The sequence below is a fragment of the Acidobacteriota bacterium genome (assembly GCA_009861545.1).
Classification (GTDB): domain Bacteria; phylum Acidobacteriota; class Vicinamibacteria; order Vicinamibacterales; family UBA8438; genus WTFV01.
Genome location: VXME01000107.1, coordinates 1 through 25537, shown reverse-complemented (window position 1 = coordinate 25537; position 25537 = coordinate 1). Strand labels below are relative to the sequence as shown.

Here is a 25537-nt window from a genome sequence, read left to right as displayed (position 1 = left end):
CATCATAGCCGCTTCGTCGCAACGAGCAGGTTGCGCGTCTTGCCGTCCGCCGTCATCACGTAGTCCCACAGCACGGCCTCGCGCTGGTATCCGATCTGCCGGAAGAACCCCTGCGCGGCGGTCTGGTCCAGCGTCATCCGCGCCGTCAGCATGCGCAGGTTCAGCGTGCGGGCGATCCAGTCCACCTCGTCGGTCAGCAGGCGCGCCACCCCGCGGCGGCGGTGGGGCGGCGCCACCTGGAGCCGGATCTCGCCCAGATGCCGGGTCCAGCTCGTCCGGTTGTGGAGCAGGCTGGCCTCGCCGGCAACCACGTCCCCGTCGAGGGCGAGCACCGTCTCGGTGCGGCCGGTCTCGATGTAGTGGACCCAGCGCTCCACGACCCCCGGCTCGGTGATGTTGACGCGCAGGTAGAGCAACTCGTCGGGGTCGAGGGTCCTCGCGAACGCGAGCACCGCGTCGACGTCGTCGCGCGTCATCAGCCGCAGCGTCACGTCCCGCCCGTCGGTCAGGGTGACCGTACGGGGGTAGCGCGCCTGAACCGCGGCGGCTCCGTTGCCGGCGCCGGGCGTCTCGGACCCCATCAGCCGCGCCCGTACTTCGCCTTGGCCTCCTGCCGCCGCGCGTGGAGGATCGGCTCGGTGTAGCCGCTCGGCTGCTCGCGTCCCTTGAACACCAGGTCGCAGGCCGCCTGGAAGGCGACGCTGTCGGCGAAGTTCGGGGCCATCGGCCGGTAGTTCGGGTCGCCGGCGTTCTGCCCGTCGACCACGCCGGCCATCCGCTGCAGCGTCTCGCGCACCTGCGCCTCGGTGCAGATGCCGTGGTGCAGCCAGTTGCAGATGTGCTGGCTCGAGATGCGCAGCGTGGCGCGGTCCTCCATCAGCCCGATGTTGTTGATGTCGGGCACCTTCGAGCAGCCGATGCCCTGATCGACCCAGCGCACGACGTAGCCCAGGATGCCCTGGGCGTTGTTGTCGAGCTCCTGCTGGATCTCCGCCGGCGACCAGCCGGGCTTCTCCTCGCGCGGGATGGTCAGGATCTTGTCGAGGTCGGCGCGCGGGCGCGACCGCAGCTCGGCCTGCCGCGCGGCGACGTCCACCTGGTGATAGTGGGTCGCGTGCAGCGTGGCGGCGGTGGGCGAGGGCACCCAGGCGGTGTTGGCGCCCTGCTGCGGGTGGCCGATCTTGGCCTTCATCATGTCGGCCATCAGGTCGGGCATCGCCCACATGCCCTTGCCGATCTGGGCGTGGCCGGGCAGACCGGTCTCCAGGCCGACGTCGACGTTCCAGTCCTCGTAGGTGACCATCCAGTCGGCGGTCTTCATCTCCTTCTTGCGGATCATCGGCCCGGCTTCCATCGCGGTGTGCATCTCGTCGCCGGTGCGGTCGAGGAAGCCGGTGTTGATGAAGAAGACACGCTCCTTCGCGGCCCGTACGCATTCCTTCAGGTTCACCGTCGTGCGCCGCTCCTCGTCCATGATCCCGATCTTGATCGTGTGGCGGTCGAGGCCGAGGACGTCCTCCACCTGCGCCAGGGTCCGGTCGCAGAAGGCCACCTCTTCCGGCCCGTGCATCTTGGGCTTGACGATGTAGATGGAGCCGGCGCGGCTGTTCCTGCCGCTTTTGACGTCGTGGACCGCGATCAGCGACGAGATCATCGCGTCGAGGATCCCCTCCGGCGTCTCGTTGCCGTCCTTGTCGAGGATGGCGGGGTTGGTCATCAGGTGCCCGACGTTGCGGATCAGCATCAGGCTGATTCCGGGCAGCGTAACGCCGGACCCGTCCGGTCCGGTGTACTCGCGGGCCTTGTTCATGGCCCGGTCGACCATCCGCCCGCCCTTCTCGAAGCGGTCGGTCAGGTCGCCCTTGATCAGACCGAGCCAGTTCCGGTAGGCCACCACCTTGTCCTCGGCGTCCACGCACGCGACCGAGTCCTCCAGATCCATGATGGTGGTCGTCGCCGCCTCCAGGACGATGTCCTTGATGCCGGCGTCGTCGGCCTTGCCGACAGGGTGGTTGCGGTCGATGCGGATCTCGATGTGCAGGCCGTTGTTGCGCAGCAGCACCGCCGACGGCGCCCCGGCGTTGCCCTGATGGCCGGCGAACTTCGAGGCGTCGGCCAGTCCCGTCGCGCCGCCGTTCTTCAGCGTGACGCTGAGCGCGCCGTGGGCCACCTCGTAGGCGGTCGCGTCGGCGTGGCTGCCGCCGGCCAGCGGCGCCGCCGCGTCGAGGAACTCGCGCGAGCGCGCGATGACGCGGGCGCCGCGCACCGGGTTGTACTCGGCGCCACGCTCGCAGCCGCCGTCCTCGGAAATGACGTCGGTGCCGTAGAGCGCGTCGTACAGACTGCCCCAGCGGGCGTTGGCGGCGTTGAGCGCATAGCGGGGGTTGGTGACCGGCACCACGAGCTGCGGCCCCGCGATGGTCGAGATCTCGGGATCGACGTTGGCCGTCGTCGCGGAGAAATCCTCGCCCTCCGGCACCAGGTAGCCGATCTCCTGGAGCATCGCCTTGTACTCCGGCAGGTCGATCGGCTCGTCGTGGTTCTCCCGGTACCACGCGTCGATGCGCCGCTGCAGGTCCTCGCGCTTGGCCAGCAGCTCGCGGTTGCGCGGCGCGAGGCCGTGTACGAGCCGGTCGAACCCGGACCAGAACGCCTCCGGGGAGACGCCGGTGCCCGGCAGCGCCTCGTCGTTGATGAAGTCGTAGAGCTCCTTGTCGACCTGGAGTCCGCCGGCCGCGATCCGATCCGTATCCGTCATGCCTTCCCCCTGCTTTCCCTGATTTCATGGGCGTGCCGCGGCGCGCCCGGCAGGGGGGATTCTACTCCGGCGGCGGGGATCGGGGCTTGCGCGCAGGGTCGCAGAGTCATCCGTGACCAGCTTGGCCGCTGTCCATCACTCGGATGCAACAGATGCCCCGGTCCGCGACCGACCACCGGAGGGCCAGGCGATGAAATGGAGGACGTCTCAGTCTGGACCAGACTGAAGCGCGATCACTCCACCACGACGACGCGTCGCGCAGTCCTCTGGGAGGGGGCGAGCTGCACCGGTGGGTCCTCCGTCAACGGAAGAAAGTCGGAATGCGTCATCGGTTCGTGGCCGTCCCAACGGCCGCGAATCTCAATCAGTACGCGCTGCCGAGAAGGCAACGACAGGGGGTTCACTCGAACTACTTGTGCTTCGTATTCGCGTGGTGAACCGGCGGCCGCGGCCAGATCGTACACGAGATAGTTCGGAGCCCATCCGAGCATCTGGTAGTCAGTAGACTGAATCTGCACGGCCAAGGTCGTGACAGGGTTCGTCAGCTCCAGGGTCAGGTACAGTTTCTCGCCCGGCTTCAGGCTGTCGATGCGGGCTTGTCCCGCCGGACTGACGTGCCGCCAGCCATGCAGAAAAAATCGGCACGTGAATCGTCCGTCGTCGCGCTTTGCGAGTTTAGGGAACACCTCATACGCATCGGTTACCCGGTAGCCTCCACTCACCTTCAGGATCTCGATCGCGTCGGCGTCGGCCGGTAGACCAAGGGTGCGGAGGTAGTCGTCACGATCCGGCCTCCCGCGCGCCATGACCCGGTTGCTGAACGAGGGGAAAAGGTACGGCGACTCGTATTTGCCCCTCAGGTCCGGAAACTCGGAAAGCGGCACGAAATGCGCCTCGTCCTGAGCCCGCTTGGCCCCGCCGATGTAGCAATAGCGATACAAGGGGTGTTCGACGTCCGCGTCCAACCTGCCGACGGGAAACCACCGGCGACTGGTCTTGTCCTGCCAAGCCAGGAACAGAGTGCAGGCATTCACTGGGTCAGTTCTCCCAATCGCGCCCGATTGTAACCGCATCAGAGCGATCCCGAACGATCTCGCGGCCGGGGTCATCCAGGCCTGGGGCACGCGATTGACGATGTCCACGATAGCTCCGTCATCGAGATGGTCAAGCTTCGCCAACGCCGGTCCGAAGAGATCCGGATGACCATCGGCCGCTCGTCGAACCAATTCCAGTGGGCTGATGGGATCACCATCGTCCGTCCAGTAGATTGCGCCGCGCGCTCGTTCCGCGTAAGCCGCCAATCGACTCTCAGCGAGCAGGAGCTCACGGCGAGCATCCAGCAGTTCACGGCCCAACGAAGAGGCGTGATCGAACGAAGGGGCGACGATCCGCTCGGAGCCGACGCCGGCAGGCTGGCGAAGCACGCCCCAGTTCTCGTGGTGACGGTCGGTGTTGCCAATTACCGCGTCAAGGACCATATACTCGGCGATCGCACCCTTGGCTCTCCTCGCAGCTTCAGCATCGACGAACTCCTGGTCCATAGCCCTCCATATGTTCTCCAGCGTGTGACTGGAGTGACGAAACGAGGTCTCTGGGTTGTAGTTGTAGACCGAGACTTCCAGTAGAGAGTTACCGTGTTGCAGCTCCGGACCCCACTCGAGAACGATTCGGTTGCTGACCCGCGGGCGCCCCGAAACACCGCCAGTTCGACGTTCGCATGCGGGATCCCGAGCGTCGAGGCGACTTCCGCGGCGATTTTCTCAGCCCAATGCTCGCCGGTGTCGCGGCGGGGATACTTGAATAGCCAGTCCCGGCGGGCGGAGTCATCCGGGCGGAACCAGAATTTCTTCTTGCTGCCCATCGGTTCCGACTCCGGTCGCCAGTCCGGGCGAACTTCCAATATCGGGTACATGGCGTCTACGGCATTGGGTAGGCGGTTACAGGTCATCGTTCCGGGCAGGTGACGGCTTCGAACGCCGCGATGTCCCGCGTCTCGGCGCTGATCTCCACGCCAATCAGGTGCACGGTGCGACCCGGGGCGCGGTGCTTTTCGGCATAGCCGCGGGCCCGCAACTGCGCCAGCGCGGCACCGGTGTCGGAGCGCTCGGCCACCTTGAACTCGAAGAGGTAGATGTCTTCCGCCAGCCGCACCGACAGGTCCACCCGGCCGCGGCTGGTCGCGTCCTCCACTGCCACGCTGTCCAGCGATGCCTGGAACCAGGCGTAGAACACGCTCGACCAGTACCCCTCGTAGCGCGCGATCTCGTTGCGCCGATGCCAGTCGTGGGGAATGCCCGCCAGCAGTTGCCGGCACAGCGCCTCCACGCCTGTCCAGTCCTTCGCCGCCAGCCGCCGGCGGAGCGCGCCGGCGTCGCCGGCCGACCGCCGCCAGTTGGGCGCCAGCGCGTCCAGCAGGCTCTCATTCAGTCCCTGCCGGACCTCGCGGTTCGGGTAGCCCAGGCGATACAGCGGAGGATTGTCCCGGCGTGCCTCGTCCGCGATCGTCAGGTAACCGGTCTGGAACAGGAGAGCCTCGGGGGCGATGCGGTCCACGTCGAAGGACGACAGCAGCGCCTCGCTTGCGTGAACGGCATCCAGGTCCGGGGCCGAGAAGCCGCGCCGCAGGAGCGTGTCGACCAGAAACCGCGGCGTCGCGGTCTCGAACCAGTGGGCCTGGAACGCGCGGCTGCGGAACAGCTTGAGAATGCCGAACGGGTTGTAGACCTTCTCTGCTCCCAGCCAGTTGTAGCCGTTGTACCAGGCCCGGATCCGATCGCGGTCCAGGCCCGGCAGCTCGGGCGCGAACACCGTGTCGAGGTCCGCCTCGGTATAACCGCAGATGGTCGAGTAGCCGGGGTCGAGGGTGATGTCGATGAGGTTGTTCAGGTCGGAGAACAGGCTGACCTTCGAGAACCGGCTGACTCCGGTGATGAAGGTCAGCTCGACGTGCGCGTCGCCGTCCTTGATCGCGCCGTACAGTCCGCGCAGATCGTCGCGGTTCGCCCGTGCGACGTGCGGCTCGTCGAGCGCGTCCAGGATCGGCTTGTCGTACTCGTCCACCAGCACGACCACCCGCCGGCCGGCCCGGCCGTGCAGCGCGGCCAGGAGGCGGGCGAAGCGCCGCGGCACGGTGGCGGTCGTCTCGGCGACGGGCGCCTCCGTTTCGCGTTCGATGTCGGCCAACTGCTCCGCGATGCTCGCCAGCAACTCGTCCGGCCGCCTGAAGTTGCCCGCGGCGAAGCTCAGGCGCACGACCGGATGGTGCCGGGACCAGTCCCAGCCGCCGTGCACGGCCAGGTCCCGGAACAGCGGCTCGTTCCCCTCGTACAGCTCCTTGAGGGTGTCCACGAACAGGCTCTTGCCGAAGCGCCGCGGGCGCGACAGGAAATAGTGCTTGCCGGCATCGTCCGCGAGCCGGCGGGCGTAGGCGGTCTTGTCGACGTAGTAGTAGCCCTCCTCCCGGATCTGGCGGAAGGTCTGGATGCCGACGGGGAGCCTGCGCCTCTCCACGCTGCATGATACGCGGTGGCAGGGTTCGTGCCGCGCGGGCTGCAGCCGGTCGACCGACTTCGACGAGCGGATCCGGACGCTGCTATCCGCCCGCTGATGCTTGGCGCCTGCGCCGCGAACCCCTCGTAGGTCGCGGCGGCTCACAGGCCCTTGTTCCACAGAGCCGCCAGGAAGAACTCCAGCGGCCAGATCTCGATACCGTTCTCGATGCGCGGCCGCTCCTCGCGGCAGACGACGATGGGTCGTTCGATGAGCCGTTCGTCGTCGAGGGCCCGCAGACTCCGCAGGTGCTTCTGCTGGACCCGCCGCGTCGCCTTCACTTCTATGGCGATCCGGTCGTCGAGGATGAAGTCGACCTCGTAGCCTGATCGCGAGCGCCAATAGGCGAGAGGCGTGCGCGGCCTGCGGTAGTCGATCCAGGCGCGGAGCTCCAGAAAGACGAGATGCTCGAAGAACTCGCCGAAGTCCGCTGACGCTTCGCTGACCGGCGGCAGCCGGCGCAGGGCGCGGACCACGCCCGTGTCGAAGAAGTAGAACTTGGCGGTCTCGATCGCCTTGCGCTTGACGGTTCTCGACCAGGCCGGCAGCTCGAACGCGATGAGCGTGTCGCGCAGCACCTCGTACCACTGCACGACGGTCTGGCGCGGCACCTGCGCGTCGCGTGCGACGTTGGAGTAGTTGAGCATCTGCGCGTTGGTGGTCGCCGCGGTCTGGAGGAAGCGGGCGAACCGCGGCAGGTTGCGGGCGAGGCCCTCGGCGGCGATCTCCTCGGTGAGGTAGCGGTCGACGTACGACGCCAGACCCTCGTCCGGGTCGTCCGACAGGTAGTGCGGCGGAAGGAGGCCGTGGTTGATCGCGCGGTCGAGGGAGAAGCGCTTGCCGAGCTCGAACCACGAGAACGGGTGCATCACCCGGTCGCTGCCGCGCCCGCCGAGCATGTTGACGCCCTTGCGCTTGAGGGCGCGTGCGCTCGATCCGGTGAGGAGGAAGCGGATGCCGCGTTCCTCGATCATCAAGTGGACCTCGTCCATGAGCGCCGGGCACTTCTGGATCTCGTCGATACAGATCACCGTGTCACGCAGATCGCGGGCCGCGATCTCCTTCCGGATCCGCGTGGGGTCGGCGAGAACGTCCGTGAGCAGTCCCTGGTCGAGCAGTGAAAAGGACAGTTCTACCGTGCCGGCGAGTTGCCGCCGGACGTAGGTGGACTTCCCGGTCTGTCGCGGCCCGAACAGGAACACGGAGCGCCGGGCGAGCAGGCGCGCCAGATCGAGACAGCGCGGAACGTGCGGTTCACCGCCGAAAGACATGGCGATTATCATGATAATCGCCATGTAGGGTAGCGTCTAGCGCTGACTCAGGAGCGCGTTGAGCGCCCCTTCGATTCGGCCCTGGCCCGCCAGCAGCTTCTTGACGTCCGATTCGACCGTCTTGACGTCTCCCGTGAGTTCCCGGTGCGCCGCGTCGTTGCTCTTGAGTTCACGACGCAGGAAGTAGGCGACGACCCCCGACAGAATGCCGATGCCGGTGAGCAGGGCGGTGATGACCCATGCCGCGGTCGAAACCGCGGTGGGCAACTCGATCGTGATGGGCGGCGCGGCGTGTGCTGCGATGAGGAGGTAGGTCATGTTACATAGCTATCGTAGCAACATCGGTGCCGACTGCATCGGTGGCCTGACCACCCCGGCGAGGTGGCGGACCATGCCCGGTGGTTCAGGAGCCGCGAAGCCCGGCGCGCGTCGGTCCTACGGCGCCTCGGCGGCGAATCCCGCGTAGATCGCCCGCGCCTCGTCGAACTGCGCGAAGACGTGCTGGCGCTCGCGCTCGGACCGCCAGCCGGGCCACTCTTCCGCCATCGCCCGCAGCCGGTCGATCCAGCGCATGCCGTACTCGGCCGAGGCGGCGTCGCGGACTGGCTGATCCCCGACCGTGATCCAGATCGGATTGGTGAATGCCTGCGCGTAGCTGACGTCGAGCGGCGCCCGCTCGCTCGGGTGACCCTCGGCGCGCAGGTGGCACCAGCCGCTGCGATCGATGTCGAGTTCGATGTCGAACGCCACGCTCCGCCGGTCCCCGCGCAGGGGAATGTCGGCCCGTTCTTCTCCCCGACAGACGACGAACACGCGCTCCAGCGGCGTGATCGACTCGACGCGGCCGGCCAGCGCCACGCTGCCGCCGCCGGCCGGGAGCGCGACCGTCTCGCCGGCCATGCGCCCGTTCGCCGTCAGCTCGACGAGGGGACCCGACGAGACGAACGCGCGTCCCTCGCGCAGCCCCTCGAACCAGGCGTCCATGTCCAGCCCGCGGACGCCGGTGTGCACGTAGGTGCGCACCGAACCGACGATCTTCGACCGGTGCAGGTTGCTGATCGAGTCCTCTCCGCCGGTGGCGGTCACCCGCAGCCCGTTGTTCCAGGCGGCGTAGACCGGGAAGAAGCCGGCCCGCGCGGCGTCGGACCACTCGATGCCGTCGGTCGTGCCGAGCGCCGCGTCCACCAGGAACCCCTTGCCGCCGCCGAGGTTGCCGTCGAGCGGGTCCGCTTCGCCGCCGAACGCGTGCACGTAGGCGACGGTGGCGCCCTGCGCCTTCGCCTTCCGGAACATGTCGGTGTTGCTCGGATAGAGGCTTTCGATGGCAGTTCCCTCGTAGCCCATCGTGAAGGGGGAGATGAGGTGGTCGCGCATCCCGAACATGAAGACGTGGCCGTAGAACGGGGGCCGGTACTCCTGGCCGACCACGACCAGATGCTCCGGCGTCGACGCCGGATGCGGGCCGCCGCCCGGCACGAAGAACTGGTAGTCGAGGATGCGGTTGTCCTTGTTCGCCACCTGCTCGTTGACGACGTCCTGGTCCTCGGCGGCGGACATCATCACGAGGTTCTCGAGCGTGTTGTGCAGGTTGCCGCCGTAGTTCATGTGGACGTGGGTGGAGCCGCTGTACCAGCCCTTGGCCGCCATGTCGGTCATGCGGCGCAGATCGACGGTGAGCTCGGCCACCGCACCCGGGCCGACCTCCACGGAGACCTCCTCCGGCCAGTACTCGAAGCCCTTGACGACGGTCAGCTCGGTCAGCCCGGCGGGCACCTCCACGGTGAACCGCCCGGTGTGGTGGAACACGTGATCGCCCTGTCCGCCGACACGCGCGTAGGCGTCGGCGGGCGCGTAGAACTTGCCGTCGGACGCGGTCAGGTGGATGCGCGCGCCGGTCGCCGCGCCGGTCGCGGCGTCGCGGGTGGCCACCGACAGGACGCCCATCGGCCGCTTCCAGCGCCGTCGTTCGATGGTCACGGTGCGCAGGGCGCCGCCGTGCGTTTCGAGCAGCGCGAGCTGCGGCAGCCCGCCTTCGTTGGTGATGAACGCGATCCACTCGTCGTCCGGCGACCACCGCGGGTGAAACGCGTCGTGCTGGAAGAACGTGATCTTGTAGGGCTCGCCGCCGGCCGTGGGTTGCACGTAGAGGTTGCTGAACTGGTCCGCCGCGCCGCCGGTCGACGAGTAGACGAACCGCCGGCCGTCGCTCGCGACGTCGGGCCGCGTGCGGTAGAGCGTCTGTTCCCGGAGCACCGCGGTGGCGTCGTCGATGCCCCCGGCGCGCGCCGGCACGCGCAGCACGTGACCGGACCCGAGCGGGATGTTCCGGTTCGAGACCAGGAGCAGCTCGTTCCCGTCGGGCAGCCAGGCCGGCGTCAGGTGCATGTCCCACGGCCCGAAGTACAGGCGGTTGCGGCCGAAGTCGTTGTCGCGCGTGACCGCGACCGCCTCGCCGCTCCAGCGGCCATCGGCGATCGACCGGATGTAGACGTTGAAGTAGCCGCTCGGCGTGGTCGCCACATAGGCGACGCGGGTCCCGTCGGGAGAGAAGACGGGGTCGGCGTAGATCTGGTCGTCGTCGGTCAGCGCATGCGCCTCCCCGGCGGCCACGTCGAGGATCTCGAGCTGCACCGCCTCGCCGTCGTGGTCCGCGGTGTAGACGATCCAGCGCCCGTCCGGCGACCAGTCGGGGGACGAGTGGTAGGTCTCCCCGTAGGTCAGCTCGTCCGCGGCCCCGCTCGCGAGGTCGACGCGCCAGATTGAGCCGGCCATCGCCACGGCCACCGATCGCCCGTCCGGCGCCCACGCAGGCGCCCACGGCGTCGAGCTCGGCGACGGCGGGAAATAGAAGTTGAACATGTAGTTCCCGCCGTGCCGCGACGCGGGGTACCGGCCGGCCTGCGCGGCGGCCGGCCGGGTCGCGAGCATGGCCAGGAGCGCCAGGGCGAGCAGACCGACCGAGCTGCGCATGGCTGTCTTGTTCATGTTCGCATTGTAGCCGTCCGCCGGCGTCGCGCGGGCGGAAGACAGGGGTACAGAGTTTGCTTCCTCGCGCCGATAGTGGCCATGTCGCCCGCGGTGCCAACGTTCGGTCGGGGACGGACGACGCGATGCCGGCAAGGCGACGGGGAGGGCTCGAATGACGTGGTTGTACGTCGTTGTCGCAGGTGCGGCGGTGGCGCGCTGGGGCCTCTGGTACCTCCGCGATGTCGTCGAGTGGTTCGAGGAGCCTCGTCGCGACTACGTCCCGCCGGCGATGGCGGCTCGCCTCCGGTTCCACCGCGACCACAGGGCGTGCCCCGTGCCGCGCATGCCGGTGCTGACGTTTCACGGAGAGGCTGCCGGTGGCCCGCGCAGCGTGTGAGGCGCGACGTTCCGGCGAGGCGCCGAGCACACGGCGGTGCATGGGCACGCTGGTGCTCGACGACCTCGCCGACGACCCCCGTGTCATGGGGCCGCGCACCGAGGCGCCCGGCGATGCCGGACGCCCGCGCGAAGATGCGGGCCAGCCGCCCCGGCCTGCCACGGATCCCCACGATCAGCAGCACGCCGACCGGGAGCACGCCCGGCGGCGTGTCCGGTAAGGTATCGTCGGCAGCGTGCTCATGCGTCCCCAGGGATTCCCGGACCTGCGTGCGTTCATCGACCAACTGCGCGGTGACGGCGACCTCGCCGTCGTCGAGGCGCCGGTCGATCCCGTCCTCGAAGCGGCCGAGATCCACCGGCGGGTCATCGCCGCCGGCGGGCCGGCGCTGCTCTTCACGAACGTAGCCGGTGCGTCGTTTCCGCTGGTCACCAATCTGTTCGGCACCGCGCGCCGGGCCGAGCTCGCCTTCGGGACGCGCCCGCTGCAGCTCATCCGGCGCCTGGTCGAGCTGGCCGAGACGCTGCTGCCGCCGACGCCGGCGAAGCTCTGGGGGGCGCGCGACGTTGCCGGGGCGCTGGTCGGGATCGGCCTCCGTTCCCGCGCGCGGGCGCCGTTGACCGAGATCGTCACTCGCGACGTGCGGCTCGACCGGTTGCCCGCGGTCACCTGCTGGCCCGAGGACGGCGGCCCCTTCATCACGTTGCCGCTGGTCTACACCGAGCACCCGGAGCGGCCGGGGCACAACCTGGGCATGTACCGGTTGCAGGTGCACGATGCCCGCTCGACCGGCATGCATTGGCAGATCGGCAAGGGAGGCGGATTCCACTACGCGGCGGCCGAGGCGCGAGGCGAGGCGTTGCCGGTCACCGTCTTCCTCGGCGGTCCGCCGGCGCTGATGCTGGCCGCCATCGCGCCGCTGCCGGAGAACGTGCCGGAGCTGATGCTGGCGTCGCTGATCGCCGGGCGGCGGCTGCCGGTGGTCGGCGGGATGGGGCCGCATCGCCTGCTCGGCAGCGCCGAGTTCGCGCTGATGGGATCGGTCGCGCCGCGCGTCCGACGGCCGGAGGGGCCGTTCGGCGACCACTACGGCTACTACTCGCTGGCCCACGACTATCCGGTGTTCACCGTCGACCGGATGGCGCATCGGAGGGACGCGATCTACCCGGCGACGGTGGTCGGCAAGCCCAGGCAGGAGGACTTCTTCATCGGCGACCTGCTGCAGGAGCTGCTCTCGCCCCTGTTTCCGCTGGTCATGCCCGGTGTCGTCGACCTCTGGTCGTACGGCGAGACTGGGTACCACTCGCTGGGAGCCGCCGTCGTGCGCCAGCGCTATGCGCGGGAGGCGATGGCCAGTGCGTTCCGCATCCTCGGCGAGGGGCAACTTTCGTTGACGAAATTCCTGCTGGTGACCGACGAACGGGTGGACCTGAAGGATTTCCGACGCACCCTCGTGCATTTGCTCGAGCGCACCCGCCCGGAGACCGATCTCTACGTGTTCTCGAACCTGTCCATGGACACCCTCGACTACACCGGGCCGGAGGTGAACAAGGGTTCGAAGGGGGTCTGGCTCGGCCTCGGACCCCCGGTGCGCGAGCTGCCGGCCGAGTTCCGGGCGGCGGAGCTGCCGCGAGGCGTCGATACGGTGCGGGTTTTCTGCCCCGGTTGCCTCGTGGTTGGAGCGCCCGCGTACACCGACGAGCCGGGCGCCGCCGAGCGGCTGGCGGCCCACCCCGCGTTCGGCGGCTGGCCGCTCGTCGTCCTCTCGGACGAGCCGGACCGTGCGGTGGCGTCGGTGATGAACTTCCTCTGGACGACGTTCACCCGCTTCGAGCCGGCCGCGGACATCCACGCCGCGGCCACGCGGGTCGTCCGCCATCACCTCTCCTACACCCCGCCCATCGTCATCGACGCCCGCATGAAGCCCTCGTATCCGAAGGAGCTGACCTGCCGGCCGGACATTGCGCAGCGCGTGACGGAGCGGTGGCGGGAGTACTTCCCCGGCGGCGGCGTCGAGATGGGCGATTCGGAGCGGGCGTCGCTGACCTGACCGGCGCCTCAGCCCGCGCCATCATATGTGTTATAGGTATACACATGCGAATGCACCTTGAGCTGGACGACGCAATCGTCACCGAGATTGACACTATTGCTGGTCCGAGGCGCCGAAGCGCGTTCGTGCGGGATGCGGTGGTCGCCGCTGTCGACCTCCATCGTCGCGCCAGTCGCCTTCGCCGCGCAGCCGGGGCTCTTCGCGACGGCGGACACGAATGGGACGACGATCCGGCCGCGTGGGTAAAGCGGCAACGGACCGGTGACGCACGGCGTGTGGGGTGAGGCCGTGCTCTTGCTGCTGGATACGACCGTGCTCATCGATTACCTGCGTGGTCGGCCGGTCGTCGAGCGTGTCGGTTCGCTGGTCGAACGCGGGGACGTGCTGGGTACATCTCCCGTCAACGTGGAGGAGATCTTCCGGGGGTTGCGACCGGGCGAGATCGAGGCAGTGGACGATCTCTTCGATGGCTTGCGCGTCGTGCCCATCGGTAGACCCGAGGGCCGTAAGGCCGGCGAATGGCGTCGCCGGTTCGCCGCCCGCGGAACCACGCTGTCGCAGGCCGACTGCCTGATTGCGGCGGCGGCGCACACGTCCGCCGCGGTGCTGGCCACTGGGAATCCGAGGCACTTTCCGATGACCGAGATCGAGGTCCAGCATTGGCCGGTAGGGGAATAGGTCTCGCGGTCACGTTGTTCTTGACCCCCGTGGTCGCCTGCGGGGCCGGCGTCGCGGGCGAAGCACAGGTCGGAGATGGAGCAACGGGTTCGAACGGTGTCCATACCCTCACGATGGTGCTGCCGGCCGGAGCCGTGGACCTGGCCGAAGCGGCAGCGTTCGAGTCGCTGGTCGAGTCGCTCTCGATGAGCCGAATCGCCGTCGAGATCGATGCCGGCGGCCGCTGCTGCGACGAGCCGGCATCGTGCCTCGCGGAACTGCAGGCAGGGACCATCGACGTCTACCGATCGACGGTGCCCGCCATCGGCCGCCTCATGCCGGAGTTGCACGTCGTCGATGTGCCGTATCTGCTCGAGACGGACGAAGTCGTCGAGTGGGTGTTCCGAGGAACATTCTTCGCGCGGGTGCGCGATGCGCTGTTGCATGAGACCGGACTGCGTCTGATGGCGCTCGGCAGCGCCGGCGGATGGCGCGGCATAGCAACCGCCTCCCAGGTGGTCCGAACGCCCGCCGATGTGCAGGGCCTCACGCTTCGGACTGCCGACTCCCCGGTCGAAATCGCCTGGGCTCGGGCGATCGGAGCCTTGCCCGAACCCGTCCTGCGGCCGGCACTTTCCGCCCACCTCGCGTCAGGACGGATCGACGGGACAGCGGACGGCGTCGTCGATGTCGTCGCGGCCGGGCTCCAGGATGACCTGCCGTATCTGACGCAGGATCGCCACGGCTACCGCGCGGGATTGTGGTTGATGAACGAGGAGGCCCATCAGGGGTTGCCGTCGGATCTGCAGCAGTTGTTGCGTGCCGGCTTCGACGAGCTGGCGCGCTTGTCGCTGGCGCGGACGCGGGAGCGCACGGCCGAGGCGATTGCGGCGTTCGAGGCGGCGGGCGGTCGCGTGCACGTGCCGTCGGCGGCCGAGCGCCGGGCGTTCGTCATGGCGGCCGGCCGGGTCTCCACCTGGTACATGGACGAGTACGGCTACGAATGGCTCGTCTGGCTGGAGGGTGCGATCGCGGAGGCGGAGCGGGAGATCGCTCTCACGAACGCGCGGCAGGACGAAGCCAGGCCGTAGAAGACGGGCATCAGTCTGGCCGGCTGTCCAGATCGTTGTAGTGCAGGATCGTGTTGAACAGCATGCCGAACTCGCCGTGGTTCTGCCATCGGTAGCACGGATTGGTGGCGAAGAGCACGACGCGGCCGTCGCCGCGCGGCACGTCGACGACGGCGGGCCGGCCGTCGATCCGATCGGCGCCGCGCAGGTGGCCGCTCAGGACCTCGTCGGTGAACGACATCACCACCCATTCGTCGCGGAAACGGCGCGGCACGTCGAGTAGCGGCCCGTTGGCGTAGCGCACCGGCGTCTTGCTCGCCTCGTAGCCGTAGAAGATCGGGTGTCCGGGGGTCTTGATCTCCGCTTCAACCAGTGGGCCGGGGGCATAGAAGCCCGTGCCGGGACGTCGGGCGTCAATCTCGCGGGTGAGCCCGTATTCGGGCGGGACATAACTCGCGGCACCCAGCGTCACCAGCAGTCCGCCGCCGCCGACGAACCGCTGCAACTCGAGGACGCCCTCGATTCCCATGCCGCCGGTGATGTCCTCGGACGAGCCGTAGTCGCCCAGGAACCGATAGCGGTCCGTCCTGGTGTAGGCCCGCGGTCCGCCGCGGGGCTCGATATCGAACACCAGGCCCTTGGCGGTGCGGCCCTGGTTGGGGATCAGGATGACGTCGTAGTCCGCCCGCAGGTCGCCTTCCCGGACGCGCTCCTTGAAGATCAGATCGAACGGAATCTCGAACTCGTCGAACGCGTGGCGGACCCAGCCCACCTCCTGCGTGTTGCCCCAGGTGCTGTAGATCGCTAGCCGGGGCAGGTCGACCGGATGCGTCGCCGTGTCCGGACGTTCGTCGAGCCCGGCCGCGGTCAGGCCGAGCTCGACGATCCAGCTCCGCAGCCGCCCGGCGCGGTCGCTGCCGGCCGGGGCCTCGACGATGAAGGATCCGGGCGGGAATTCCACGCCGCCCGCCTCGAAGTCCTCCTCGGCGGTCTCGACCGACGTATCGCCGAGCCGGTAGCGCAGCGTCGTCAGGTGGTTCGAGCCGGTATGCGCGACGGCGTAACCGAAGCGGGCCTCATCGTCCCCGGCTATCGTTCCCGTGACCCGCGCCTCGTCGATCGGCTCGACCGGCGCGTCCAGCACCGCCGGGTCGTCGACGGCGACCACGTCGACCCGGTGCATCAGCCCCATCGTCCAGCCGGTGTCGTCGTAGGTCCGGAGACCGTCGTCGGGGAATTCCTGGTTGCCGAGGAGGATCTTCGCGAGACGGAAGTACGGCTGGCCGCCCTTGATGACGTAGGACCCGGCGGGGTAGCTCTCGTCGCCGAACGTCAGGGCGCGATCCGCGCGGCCGACCTCGACGCCCTGGATGCGCAGCAGGTCGACGAGCGTCGCTACCCGCGTGATGTCGCGCTGACCGCCCGGAATGACGAAGCCGTGCGGCGGGTTGCGCTCGCCGTCCTCCACCGCGTTCCTCGACTTGCGGTAGAAGTTCCGGAGAAGGACCTCGGGGTTCGACGCCGCGAGCTGCAGCGCGGTGAGGGCGGCGGTCTGGCTGTAGTTCGTGTTGTTCCGCATCGACCACTCGACCTCCTCGTAGGGAGGCGAAGGCCGGTACCACTCGCGGCTCGTGCGCGCCTGCTCGGGCGTGTTGTCCTCGGTCTTCAGGTGGCGCTTCATGGTCGTGGCGCCGCCGTTGCCGAACGTCTCGTAGAACCGGATCAGCCCGTTGTGGTTCGAGGCCATGAATGCGAGATAGCCCGGCGACCACATGTCGACGAAGCCGTGGGTCCACACGCCCGGCATGCCGTAGCTGGTCAACTGCGCCATCTCGAAGTTGGCGAACCACGGCAACTCGCCGTAGACGATGGGGTCGAGCAACGGATTCTGCGGCGCCTGCCCGCTGAAGGTGTAGAGGAAGGGTATCGACTCGTGCAGGTCGTGCATCACCGGCGGATGCCACTTCAGGTACCAGTCGAGCACGTTCCGCATGCTCCGCTGCGAGTAGTTGATGTCGCGGTTGTTGTCGTGAAAGATGTACTTCCCCCAGTACGGCGGGCCGCCGATCCGGTCGCGGTCGTCGGTGATGTCGATCAGGTGCCGGTAGTACCAGTCGACGTAGCGGTCGCGGCCGTCGGGGTCCGCGGCCGGGATCAGGGCCACGATCAACTCGTCGCGGATGCGGTCGAAGAGCGGTCCTTCCTCGACCGCGAGCCGGTAGGCGAGCTCCATCAGCATCTCCGGTGGTCCCGTCTCCCCGCTGTGGAGTCCGGCCATGAGGACGTAGATGGGCTTGGCGCGCGCGATGACGTCCTGTGCTTCCGCTTCGCCGATTTCCCGCGGATCTGCGAGCCGGGCGAGGTCCTGGCGGTAGCGCTCCATCCCGGCGAGCGTCGCCTCGTTCGCGATGGTGACGACGACCATCTCGCGGTCCTCGTCGGTGCGGCCGATCGGGCTGACCGAGACGCGCGGCGAGGCGGCGGCCAGCGCCCGGTAGTACTCCAGCATCTCCGCGTAGTAGGTGAGCTCGCGCGGCGCCCCGGCGTGGTGGCCGATGACGTCCTTCGGTGATGGAACGCGATCGCTGACCGGCAGGTGGTCGACCAGCGGGCTGAGGAACTCGGGCCGCGTCGTCCACTCCTCGACCCGGGCCGCGAAGTCGGCGTCCATCGCCTGGCCGGTGCCGGGCTGGGCGGTTGCCGGTGGAGCGAGCAGGGTGAGCGCAAGTGCCGTCGCGGCGAACCATTTCATGATGGTGCATTATTGCCCAGGAGCCTGCGGTGCTACGCCGCGTGGCGCCGAGAGCGGAGGGACCGATGCGGATCGATTTGAACTGCGACCTCGGCGAAGCGACCGGCCCCGGCGCGATCGAGCACGACCGGCGGATGATGGAGTACGTCACCTCGGTCAACGTCGCCTGCGGCGCCCACGCCGGGGATCCGGACACGATGCGGGCGACGGTCCGCTCGGCCCGCGACGCCGGCGTGTGCGTGGGAGCCCATCCCGGGTTCGCCGACCGGGAGGGTTTCGGGCGGCGTGAGATCGAGTTGACGTCGGACGGGATCGAGAACCTGGTGCTCGCGCAGGTCGGGGCGCTGGCGGCCGTAGCCGGCGCCGAGGGCATCCGGCTCAGCCACGTCAAGCCGCACGGGGCGCTCTACAACATGGCGGTGCGCGATCGCCGCGTCGCGGATGCGATCGCACGGGCCGTCGCGGCGTTCGATCCGGCGCTGCCGCTGGTCGTGCTGTCCGGCTCGGGGATGGCCGACGCCGGGAGAGACGCCGGCCTCGACGTGGTGGCCGAGGTGTTCGCCGACCGGGCGTTCGAAGCGGACGGCGCGCTCGTCTCGCGCCAGCGGCCCGGCGCGGTGATTCACGAACCTCAGCGGATGATAGAGCGCGCCGTGCGGATGGCGCGCGACGGGAGTGTCGAAGCCATCGACGGCACGGTGCTGGAGCTGGCCGGCGAGACGATTTGCGTCCACAGCGACACGCCCGGGGCCGCCGAGCTCGCGATGACGCTGCGTCGGGGGCTGGAAGCCGTGGGCGTCGCGGTCGAGCCGATGCGGTCGCGCTAGTGCAACGTATACGGCCCGGACAGCGCGAACGCGGCTATCTCGGCGTCGAAGCGGCGCCCGCCGGAGGTGACCATCTGGTACGTCCCCTCCATGGAGCCGAACGGCGTTCCGAGCGGGCAGCCCGAGGTGTACTCGAACGACTCGCCGGGGGCGAGCGTCGGCTGGCGTCCCACGACACCGAGCCCCTTGACCTCCTGGACCTGGTCGGACGCGTCGGTGATGACCCAGTGACGGCTGATCAACTGGACGGTCTCGGCGCCCTCGTTGGAGATCGTGATGGTGTATAGAAACATCCACCGCTGATGCAGCGGCTCGGACTGGTCGGGCGCATACCGCGCCCGAACCCGGACACGGACGCCGTCGGTGGTTGCTTCCGAGGTGAAAACGCCGGGTGAAGTCTGGTCGGTCGGCACGCAACAATATATACACGACATTTCGATGATCCCCTCCGGCATGCTCCTCGCGGCGTATCGCAAAGGCTTCTTCCCGATGGCGATCGACGGTGAAATCCGCTGGTTTTCGCCCCGGGAACGCGGCATCATTCCGCTCGATGGCTTCCACGCGTCGAGACGGCTCAGAAGAGTGCTGAAGCAGGGTCGGTTCGAGGTCGCCGTCGACCGGACGTTCGAAGGCGTGGTCGCCGCGTGCGCCTCGCGGCCGGATGCGGACGGGACCTGGATCGACGCGGAGATCGCCGAGAGCTACGCCGCGCTGCACCGCGCCGGTTTCGCCCACTCGGTCGAGACCTGGCGGGAGGGCGAGCTGGTCGGGGGGCTCTACGGCGTGACGTTGCGCGGGGCGTTCTTCGGCGAGTCGATGTTCCACCGGGTGACCGATGCATCGAAGGTCGCCCTGGCGTGGCTGGTGGAGCGGTTGCGGGCGCGCGGGTACACGCTGCTCGACATCCAGTGGGTGACCCCCCATCTGGCCAGCCTGGGGGCGGTTGCGGTGCACCGGACGCGCTATCGGGCGCTGCTGGCCGACGCCATGCGGCAGGACTGCCGGTTCGTCTGACGGCGATGCGGCGATTTCGTTCGACGGTGACGCGGCCACGTGGATCTGGAGGTTGACGGTGTTACAGCACGCAACGCGAGCAGGGGCGGTTCCGGTGATCACGTTCGGACTGATGATCGGTTGCGGCGCGCCGCCCGATGCCGCACGGTCGGGTTACGACGTCGCCGAGAAGTCGGTCAGCGAGTTGGGCGCCGCGATGGCCGACGGTACGGTCACGGCGGTCGAGCTGGTCGGGGCCTACCTGGACCGGATCGAGGCCTTCGACCAGCGGGGTCCGGTGCTCAACGCGATGATCGCCGTCAACCCGCGCGCCGCGGAGGTCGCCGCCGAGCGCGATGCCGAGCGCGCGGCGGGCAACGTGCGGGGCCCGCTGCACGGCATCCCGGTGGTGATCAAGGACAACTACGACACCGCGGACATGCCGACCACCGCCGGCACGTTGGGGCTGGCCACCTCGGTGCCGCCCGACGACTCCACGCAGGTGCGGCGGCTGCGCGAGGCCGGCGCCGTCGTCCTCGGCAAGACCAACATGCACGAGCTGGCCCGCGGCATCACGACCGTGGCGTCGTTCGGGGGGCAGACGCGCAATCCGTACGATCCGACGCGCAATCCGGGTGGATCGAGCGGCGGCACGGGGGCTGCCGTGGGCGCCAGCTTCGGCGCCTTCGGGATGGGCAGCGACACCTGCGGCTCCATCCGCATCCCCTCCGCGCACCATGCGCTGGTCGGACTGCGGGGGACGCGCGGCCTGGCGAGCGGCGACGGCATCGTGCCGCTGTCGCTGACCCAGGACTTCGGCGGCCCGCTGACGCGGTCGGTGCGAGATCTCGCCTACGCGCTCGACGCGACGGTGGGGTTCGATCCGGCCGATGAGACGACGCGGTTGAGCGAGGGCAACGTGCCCGCCACGTACACTGCCGCGTTGAACGCGGGCGGGCTCGCCGGGGCCCGGCTCGGCCTGGTGCCCGCCATGTTCGACGAGGGGGACGCGGGACGGCCGGTGCGCGAGGTCATCGAGCGTGCGGCCGAGGACATGGAGCGGTTGGGCGCGACGGTGATCGAGCTCGACGAGTTCGATCCGTCCGAGCTCACCCAGGATGCGTCGGTCATCGGGCAGGAGTTCCCCTTCCATCTCGATGCCTATCTCGAGGCGACTCCTGCCGCCCACGTGCGCTCGCTGGCCGACTTCGTCTCGGCCGGCCTCTACCACGACATTCTCGAAGGCGGCCTCGCCCGCTCGCTCGAGGTGGAAGAGCTCGACACCGAGGACTATCGCGCGAGCCTCGCCAAGCGGGACGAGAATCGTGCCGCCGTCACCGCGCTGCTCGACGAGCGGGAGCTCGACGCGCTGATCTACCCGACCATCCGGCGCACCGCGCGCCCCATCGGCCAGCCGCAGCCGGGGAGCAACTGCGCCTTGAGCGCCACGTCGGGTCTTCCGGCGATCACCGTGCCGGGCGGCTTCGCCGACGACGACATGCCGGTCGGGGTGGAGCTGCTCGGCCGGGCGTGGGCGGAGCCGCGGCTGATCGAGCTGGCGTTCGCCTACGAACAGGGTACCGGCCACCGGCGCGCGCCCGACTTCACGCCGAGCCTCGTTTCGCCCCCCGCTCCCGTGCCGCTGGCGGCCGCGGTGCAGGCGGATCCGGGGCTGCAGGTCGACGCCAGCTTCGTGCTCAGCCCCGCCACGCGCACCGTGCGCTACCAGATCCGCGGGACGGAAGCCATCGCCGACCAGGTGCTGCTGGTCGCGCTCCACCGCCGTGGTCCGGACGCGGATGCAGAGAATGGTCCGGTGCTGCGGTACCTGTCGCGCCGCGGCGTCAGCGCCGCCGGGAGCCTCGATCTCACCGGCCCGGAGATGCACGCGTTGCGGGAGGGCCGGCTCTACGTGGCCGTGCACACGACGGCGAATCTCGCCGGCGCGGTGCGCATCGATCTCGCGCTGCCGGAATAGACGCGGTGGCGCGTCCGGCGCGGCTACAGGTACAGCCCGGCGCCGGGTCCGACCGGCAGGCCGAGCAGCATCCAGATCACCAACATCACCGACCAGCAGGCGAGGAAGACCACCGTGTAGGGCAGCATCGTCGCGACCACGGTGCCGATGCCGGAGGTCTTGTCGTAGCGCTCGAAGAAGGCGACGATGAGCGCGAAGTAGGACATCATCGGGGCGATGACGTTCGACGTCGAGTCGCCGATGCGGTAGGCCGCCTGGGTCAGCTCCGGCGAGTAGCCGAGCAGCATGAACATCGGGACGAAGACCGGGGCCATGACCGCCCACTTCGCCGACGCGCTGCCCATCAGCAGGTTGAGAATCGACGACAGCAGGACGAAGCTGAGCATCAGCGGCACGCCCCCGAGACCCGAGGCGCGCAGCGTCTCCGCGCCCTTGACGGCCATGATCAGGCCCAGGTTCGTCCAGTTGAAGTAGGCGACGAACTGCGCCGCGAAGAAGACGAGCACCAGGTACGTGCCCAGCGTGCCGATCGTCTTCCCCATGCCGTTCATCACGTCGGTGTCGCTCTTGAACCGGCCCGCGCCGACGCCGTAGGCGATGCCGACCCACGTGCCGCCGAGGAAGATGAACGCGACGATGCCGGAGAGAAACGGGGAGCGCAGGAGGTCGCCGGTCTCCGGGTTGCGCAGGAAGCCGTCGGCGGGAACCGTCCCCCACAGCAGGAAGGCGCCGAACACCGCCATGGCGACGCCGGCGAAGCGCAGGCCCCGCCGCTCCTGATCCGACAGCTCGTCGATGGCGGTCGAGCGCTCCTCGCCCTTGTATTCGCCCAGACGCGGGATGACGATGCGTTCGGTCACCCAAGTGCCGGCGGCGGAGACGACGAACGTCGACACCACCATGAAGAAGTAGTTGGCGGCGGGGTTGACGACGTACCCCGGCTGGACGATCTGGGCCGCTTCCTCCGACAGGCCGGCGAGCAGCGGATCGATGGTGCCGAGCAGCAGGTTGGCGCTGTAGCCGCCGGAGACACCGGCGAACGCCGCGGCCAGTCCTGCGATCGGGTGGCGTCCCGCGCCGAGGAAGATGATGCCGCCGAGCGGCACCAGCAGCACGTAGCCGATTTCGCTGGCGGTATTGGAGAGCACCCCGGAGAGGACGATCACGAACGTCAGCAGCCGCTTCGGCGCCGAGAGGACGAGCAGGCGCAGGGTCGCGCCGATCAGGCCGCTGGCCTCCATCACGCCGATGCCGAGCATCGAGACCAGCACCGTGCCGAGCGGCGCGAAGCTGGTGAAGTTCGTCACCATCTCGATCAGGATGCGGTGCAGGCCGGCGACGTTGAGCAGGCTGATCGGCTGGATGGTCTCGCCCGTACCCGGGTGGACCGCTTCGAGGCCGGTACGCGCCGCGATTCCCGAGACGACGACGATTACCCCGGCCAGGATGGCGAACAGCGTGCCCGGGTGCGGCAGGGCGTTGCCGCCGCGCTCGACCGCGGCCAGGAAGATCGACGTCCAGTTGTTCAGCGCCGACAGGCGGAAGCGTGTTGCCATGGTTCCGGTCTCGACGTCGCGCAGTCGTGGCCGCTGGAGCGACGCCGAAGCGGCGCGGGACGGCCGTACCCTGCGTGCTATCCTACGGCAACTTGGAGCCTTCCCGCCCGTCGAGCCCTGCCGGCCGCCAGTCCACGGCCGAGCCGGGCAGCCTCGACAGCCAGCGCCGGGTCGCCGCCGCGGTCGGCGTGGACGTCGCCCGCCGGCACATCTTTCTCTGCTGCGATCAGACCGTCCCGAAGTGCTGCGACAAGGAGCGGAGCCTTGCCGCGTGGGCCTTCCTGAAGCGCCGCCTCAAGGAGCTCGGCCTCTCGGAGCGGGGCGGCGTGCTCAGGACCAAGGCCAACTGCCTGCGCGTCTGCGAGGGCGGGCCGATTGCCGTCGTCTATCCCGAAGGCACCTGGTACAGGAGCTGCGATCCCGACGTGCTCGACCGGATCATCCAGGAGCACGTGGTCCACGGGCGCCCGGTGGACGACTACGTCATCGAGCAGAACCCGCTTGCGCGTTTGACCTGAAACGAGCCGGTCTCCATGCGCGGGGGACGCTCCGCATTTCGTCGAGCGGCACGCCGATAGAGAGCGCCTGCGTGCGGAAAGCATCGAAAAATGATACTTTGTGATTGTGGAAACAGGCCGACCGAAACCCAGAGCCAGGACTGTCGTCGACGATCTTGCTGCGGCCGGTCGCTACCACTTCACCGCGGAAGAGATGCGGTCCGCGCTCGGCGTGTCCGGCGCCGCGTCGAAGCTTGCCCTGGGGCGACTGATCAAACAAGGGAAGGTCGCGAGCCCCGCCCGCGGATTCTACGTCATCGTGCCGCCCGAGTACCGGAGTCTGGGCTGTCTGCCGGCCGACCAGTTCATTCCGGCGTTGCTGGAGTATCGGAAGCTCCGTTACTACGCGGCGCTGCTGTCAGCCGCGCAGTACCATGGCGCCGCGCATCATCGGCCCCAGGAGTTCCAGGTAGCGGTCGCCAGCAACCGCCGACCGATCTCTTGCGGGTCTGTCCGGGCGTCGTTCATCGCCCGCCAACGCATCTCCGCCGTGCCGCTGCAGCGATTCAACACGCCGCGCGGGACCATCCTGGCTTCGAGCCCGGAGGGGACGGCGGTCGATCTCGTGGGCTACGAGCGACGCGCCGGGGGGCTGGATAACGTGGCGACCGTGCTCTCCGAGCTCGCGGAACACCTCGATCCCGAGCGGCTGCTGGCTGCGGCGCAGACGGCGCCTGTGCCGTGGGCCCAGCGGCTCGGCTATCTCCTCGAATTGCTCGGCGCCGCGGAAAGGGCGACCCCGCTGAAGGTTCATGTCCAGCGGAACGCACGACAAATCGCCACGCTCCTTCCGGCTGTCGGTCACGAGCACGCACCGCGTTCCGATGACTGGCGGCTGCGGATCAACGTTGACGTCGAGCCCGACTGGTGATTCCCCGCGACTACATCACAGCTTGGCGCACACACGCGCCCTGGGCGCAGGATGCTCAGGTTGAGCAGGACCTGGTCTTGAGCCGAGCGCTGGTCGAGATCTTCTCGCATCCGTTCTTGGCGGAAGGGCTCGCGATGCGCGGCGGCACGGCGATCTATAAGCTCTATCGCCAGCCCCCGGCGCGCTATTCCGAAGATATCGACCTGGTACAGATCGAGGCCGGTCCGGCCGGGCTGTTGATGGATGCCCTGCGCGAGGTGCTGAATCCGTGGCTGGGCGTGCCCAGGTGGAAGCAGACCGAGGGGCGAGTGACTTTCGTGTATCGCTTCGATTCGGAGGGTGCACCACCGCTCCCTCTGCGACTGAAGATAGAAATCAACTCGCGCGAGCACTTCTCCGCGTTCGAGTTTGCCAGAGTCCCATTCGTGGTGGAGTCACGATGGTTTGCGGGCCGCACCGACGTCGTCACGTACGAATTGGACGAGCTGCTCGGCACCAAGCTCCGCGCGCTCCACCAGCGGAGGAAGGGCCGGGACCTCTTCGACTTGGCGACGGCACTTGAGGACGAGAGAACGGACCCCCGGCGAATCATCGCCGCGTTCCAACAGTACATGGACCACGGGCATCACCACGTGACCCGCGCGCTCTTCGAGCAGGATCTCGTCGCCAAGCTGTCGGACCCGCGGTTTGCTGCCGACATCGGCCCCCTGCTTTCGCACGGCTATCGCTGGGACATCGAGGAGGGCGCCAAGGCTGTCCTGGAACGTCTCGGCGCGCTGCTCCCGGGTGAGCCTCGAAACGGAGAGGAATGAGCCCTCTATCTGTCTATGGCCTCCTTCGCGTACCCGATTGAAACAGATGAGCAACTCGATCGGGGCTCAATTCGCATCCGGCGAGCTGCGCGACGCGGAGGCTATTGACTTCGAATGAAAGGACATCTTGACGCGAGAGAAGAAACACCTTCGTCTCATGAAGATTCGCATCGCGGATCTCTCCGTCTAGCGCAACCAGCGCCAGGAGGTGATAGAGATCAGGCAGCTCGCGAAGGTCGAAGCGATCCTGAGTCGTCGTCTTGACCTGGACGGCCTTGAAAACTGATCCCCTGATCGCAATGAGGTCGTTGCCGGTGTCCTTCAGCGGTGGAGCAGCCTGAACCCCGCATTGAAAGAGTCGTAGTTGGACCGTCTTCGTTTAGCGGGTCCGGGCAAAAATCCGCGTGTTGGGGGTAAAGGTCTTGATGCGCGGTGCCGATAGAAGAAGGGCGTGGGCCTGCTGCGCCGCATA

22 protein-coding genes are annotated in these 25537 nt (G+C 68.4%); 12 read left to right on the top strand and 10 right to left on the bottom strand.

Annotated features, from left to right (window positions below; all coding sequences use genetic code 11):
* Positions 1–2: 2 nt before the first annotated feature.
* From F4X11_17490 to F4X11_17460, 7 genes are all read right to left on the bottom strand, one after another.
* Positions 3–581, bottom strand: a complete 579-nt coding sequence (locus F4X11_17490; protein MYN66798.1) for a GNAT family N-acetyltransferase — start codon at positions 579–581, stop codon at positions 3–5.
* Entirely contained in the window at positions 581–2758 is a 2178-nt protein-coding gene (locus F4X11_17485) for a malate synthase G (GenBank protein ID MYN66797.1), read from the bottom strand. Before F4X11_17485 ends, F4X11_17490 begins: the two co-directional genes overlap by 1 nt.
* Positions 2759–2991: 233 nt before the next feature.
* The gene (locus F4X11_17480) at positions 2992–4299 is read right to left on the bottom strand and encodes a hypothetical protein (protein MYN66796.1); all 1308 of its coding nucleotides are present in this window, start codon (positions 4297–4299) and stop codon (positions 2992–2994) included.
* A 403-nt stretch (positions 4300–4702) separates the two neighbouring features.
* The gene (locus F4X11_17475) at positions 4703–6268 is read right to left on the bottom strand and encodes an ATP-binding protein (GenBank protein MYN66795.1); all 1566 of its coding nucleotides are present in this window, start codon (positions 6266–6268) and stop codon (positions 4703–4705) included.
* Between the two features lie 140 nt (positions 6269–6408).
* Positions 6409–7602: an ATP-binding protein gene (locus F4X11_17470; GenBank protein ID MYN66794.1), complete on the bottom strand. Its 1194-nt coding sequence runs from the start codon at positions 7600–7602 to the stop codon at positions 6409–6411.
* A 12-nt stretch (positions 7603–7614) separates the two neighbouring features.
* Positions 7615–7896, bottom strand: a complete 282-nt coding sequence (locus F4X11_17465; protein ID MYN66793.1) for a hypothetical protein — start codon at positions 7894–7896, stop codon at positions 7615–7617.
* Between the two features lie 117 nt (positions 7897–8013).
* Positions 8014–10563 (bottom strand): hypothetical protein, encoded by a 2550-nt coding sequence (locus F4X11_17460; protein ID MYN66792.1) that lies wholly within the window; start codon positions 10561–10563, stop codon positions 8014–8016.
* Positions 10564–10717: 154 nt separating this feature from the next.
* On the opposite strand from F4X11_17460, the gene F4X11_17455 reads away from it, so the two are divergent.
* The 6 genes from F4X11_17455 (at position 10718) to F4X11_17430 (ending at position 14740) form a co-directional block, all read left to right on the top strand.
* Positions 10718–10942 carry a hypothetical protein gene (locus F4X11_17455; GenBank protein MYN66791.1) on the top strand — a complete coding sequence of 75 codons (225 nt, stop codon included), beginning with the start codon at positions 10718–10720 and terminating at the stop codon, positions 10940–10942.
* A 40-nt stretch (positions 10943–10982) separates the two neighbouring features.
* Positions 10983–11162 carry a hypothetical protein gene (locus F4X11_17450; protein ID MYN66790.1) on the top strand — a complete coding sequence of 60 codons (180 nt, stop codon included), beginning with the start codon at positions 10983–10985 and terminating at the stop codon, positions 11160–11162.
* A gap of 21 nt (positions 11163–11183) precedes the next feature.
* Positions 11184–12992 carry a UbiD family decarboxylase gene (locus tag F4X11_17445; protein MYN66789.1) on the top strand — a complete coding sequence of 603 codons (1809 nt, stop codon included), beginning with the start codon at positions 11184–11186 and terminating at the stop codon, positions 12990–12992.
* A 62-nt stretch (positions 12993–13054) separates the two neighbouring features.
* Complete coding sequence (locus F4X11_17440) at positions 13055–13276, top strand: hypothetical protein (GenBank protein MYN66788.1); 222 nt, start codon at positions 13055–13057, stop codon at positions 13274–13276.
* Positions 13254–13670: a type II toxin-antitoxin system VapC family toxin gene (locus F4X11_17435; protein ID MYN66787.1), complete on the top strand. Its 417-nt coding sequence runs from the start codon at positions 13254–13256 to the stop codon at positions 13668–13670. The genes F4X11_17440 and F4X11_17435 overlap by 23 nt, the downstream gene beginning before the upstream one ends.
* On the top strand, positions 13511–14740 hold the full coding sequence (locus F4X11_17430; GenBank protein ID MYN66786.1) for a hypothetical protein: 1230 nt from the start codon (positions 13511–13513) through the stop codon (positions 14738–14740). The genes F4X11_17435 and F4X11_17430 overlap by 160 nt, the downstream gene beginning before the upstream one ends.
* Before the next feature lie 10 nt (positions 14741–14750).
* On the opposite strand, the gene F4X11_17425 is transcribed toward F4X11_17430, so the two are convergent.
* Complete coding sequence (locus F4X11_17425; protein MYN66785.1) at positions 14751–17471, bottom strand: hypothetical protein; 2721 nt, start codon at positions 17469–17471, stop codon at positions 14751–14753.
* Positions 17472–17536: 65 nt separating this feature from the next.
* Between F4X11_17425 and F4X11_17420 the strand changes: the two genes are divergently transcribed.
* On the top strand, positions 17537–18298 hold the full coding sequence (locus F4X11_17420) for a LamB/YcsF family protein (protein MYN66784.1): 762 nt from the start codon (positions 17537–17539) through the stop codon (positions 18296–18298).
* Here the strand turns inward: F4X11_17420 and apaG are convergent.
* A complete protein-coding gene (gene apaG, locus F4X11_17415; protein ID MYN66783.1) occupies positions 18295–18732 on the bottom strand; it encodes a Co2+/Mg2+ efflux protein ApaG in 438 nt (145 codons plus the stop codon). The genes F4X11_17420 and apaG overlap by 4 nt on opposite strands.
* A 4-nt stretch (positions 18733–18736) precedes the next feature.
* Between apaG and F4X11_17410 the strand changes: the two genes are divergently transcribed.
* Both F4X11_17410 and F4X11_17405 read left to right on the top strand, forming a co-directional pair.
* Positions 18737–19312 carry a leucyl/phenylalanyl-tRNA--protein transferase gene (locus F4X11_17410; protein ID MYN66782.1) on the top strand — a complete coding sequence of 192 codons (576 nt, stop codon included), beginning with the start codon at positions 18737–18739 and terminating at the stop codon, positions 19310–19312.
* Positions 19313–19406: 94 nt separating this feature from the next.
* Positions 19407–21269, top strand: a complete 1863-nt coding sequence (locus F4X11_17405) for a CHRD domain-containing protein (protein MYN66781.1) — start codon at positions 19407–19409, stop codon at positions 21267–21269.
* A gap of 23 nt (positions 21270–21292) precedes the next feature.
* Here F4X11_17405 and F4X11_17400 read toward each other — a convergent pair whose 3' ends face one another.
* A complete protein-coding gene (locus tag F4X11_17400; GenBank protein MYN66780.1) occupies positions 21293–22825 on the bottom strand; it encodes an AbgT family transporter in 1533 nt (510 codons plus the stop codon).
* Between the two features lie 188 nt (positions 22826–23013).
* Here F4X11_17400 and F4X11_17395 point away from each other — a divergent pair, with 188 nt between their 5' ends.
* The 3 genes from F4X11_17395 (at position 23014) to F4X11_17385 (ending at position 25065) form a co-directional block, all read left to right on the top strand.
* Entirely contained in the window at positions 23014–23343 is a 330-nt protein-coding gene (locus tag F4X11_17395) for a (2Fe-2S) ferredoxin domain-containing protein (protein ID MYN66779.1), read from the top strand.
* Between the two features lie 193 nt (positions 23344–23536).
* Positions 23537–24253: a hypothetical protein gene (locus F4X11_17390; protein ID MYN66778.1), complete on the top strand. Its 717-nt coding sequence runs from the start codon at positions 23537–23539 to the stop codon at positions 24251–24253.
* A complete protein-coding gene (locus F4X11_17385) occupies positions 24250–25065 on the top strand; it encodes a nucleotidyl transferase AbiEii/AbiGii toxin family protein (GenBank protein MYN66777.1) in 816 nt (271 codons plus the stop codon). The genes F4X11_17390 and F4X11_17385 overlap by 4 nt, the downstream gene beginning before the upstream one ends.
* Positions 25066–25537 lie beyond the last annotated feature (472 nt).

Coding starts and splice junctions, on each gene's coding strand:
- F4X11_17490 (MYN66798.1), bottom strand. CDS start 581: ATGGGGTCCGAGACGCCCGGCGCCGGCAACGGAGCCGCCGCGGTTCAG.
- F4X11_17485 (MYN66797.1), bottom strand. CDS start 2,758: ATGACGGATACGGATCGGATCGCGGCCGGCGGACTCCAGGTCGACAAG.
- F4X11_17480 (MYN66796.1), bottom strand. CDS start 4,299: ATGGACCAGGAGTTCGTCGATGCTGAAGCTGCGAGGAGAGCCAAGGGT.
- F4X11_17470 (MYN66794.1), bottom strand. CDS start 7,602: ATGGCGATTATCATGATAATCGCCATGTCTTTCGGCGGTGAACCGCAC.
- F4X11_17465 (MYN66793.1), bottom strand. CDS start 7,896: ATGACCTACCTCCTCATCGCAGCACACGCCGCGCCGCCCATCACGATC.
- F4X11_17460 (MYN66792.1), bottom strand. CDS start 10,563: ATGAACAAGACAGCCATGCGCAGCTCGGTCGGTCTGCTCGCCCTGGCG.
- F4X11_17455 (MYN66791.1), top strand. CDS start 10,718: ATGACGTGGTTGTACGTCGTTGTCGCAGGTGCGGCGGTGGCGCGCTGG.
- F4X11_17450 (MYN66790.1), top strand. CDS start 10,983: ATGGGCACGCTGGTGCTCGACGACCTCGCCGACGACCCCCGTGTCATG.
- F4X11_17445 (MYN66789.1), top strand. CDS start 11,184: ATGCGTCCCCAGGGATTCCCGGACCTGCGTGCGTTCATCGACCAACTG.
- F4X11_17430 (MYN66786.1), top strand. CDS start 13,511: ATGGCGTCGCCGGTTCGCCGCCCGCGGAACCACGCTGTCGCAGGCCGA.
- F4X11_17425 (MYN66785.1), bottom strand. CDS start 17,471: ATGAAATGGTTCGCCGCGACGGCACTTGCGCTCACCCTGCTCGCTCCA.
- F4X11_17420 (MYN66784.1), top strand. CDS start 17,537: ATGCGGATCGATTTGAACTGCGACCTCGGCGAAGCGACCGGCCCCGGC.
- apaG (MYN66783.1), bottom strand. CDS start 18,732: ATGTCGTGTATATATTGTTGCGTGCCGACCGACCAGACTTCACCCGGC.
- F4X11_17410 (MYN66782.1), top strand. CDS start 18,737: ATGATCCCCTCCGGCATGCTCCTCGCGGCGTATCGCAAAGGCTTCTTC.
- F4X11_17400 (MYN66780.1), bottom strand. CDS start 22,825: ATGGCAACACGCTTCCGCCTGTCGGCGCTGAACAACTGGACGTCGATC.
- F4X11_17390 (MYN66778.1), top strand. CDS start 23,537: ATGCGGTCCGCGCTCGGCGTGTCCGGCGCCGCGTCGAAGCTTGCCCTG.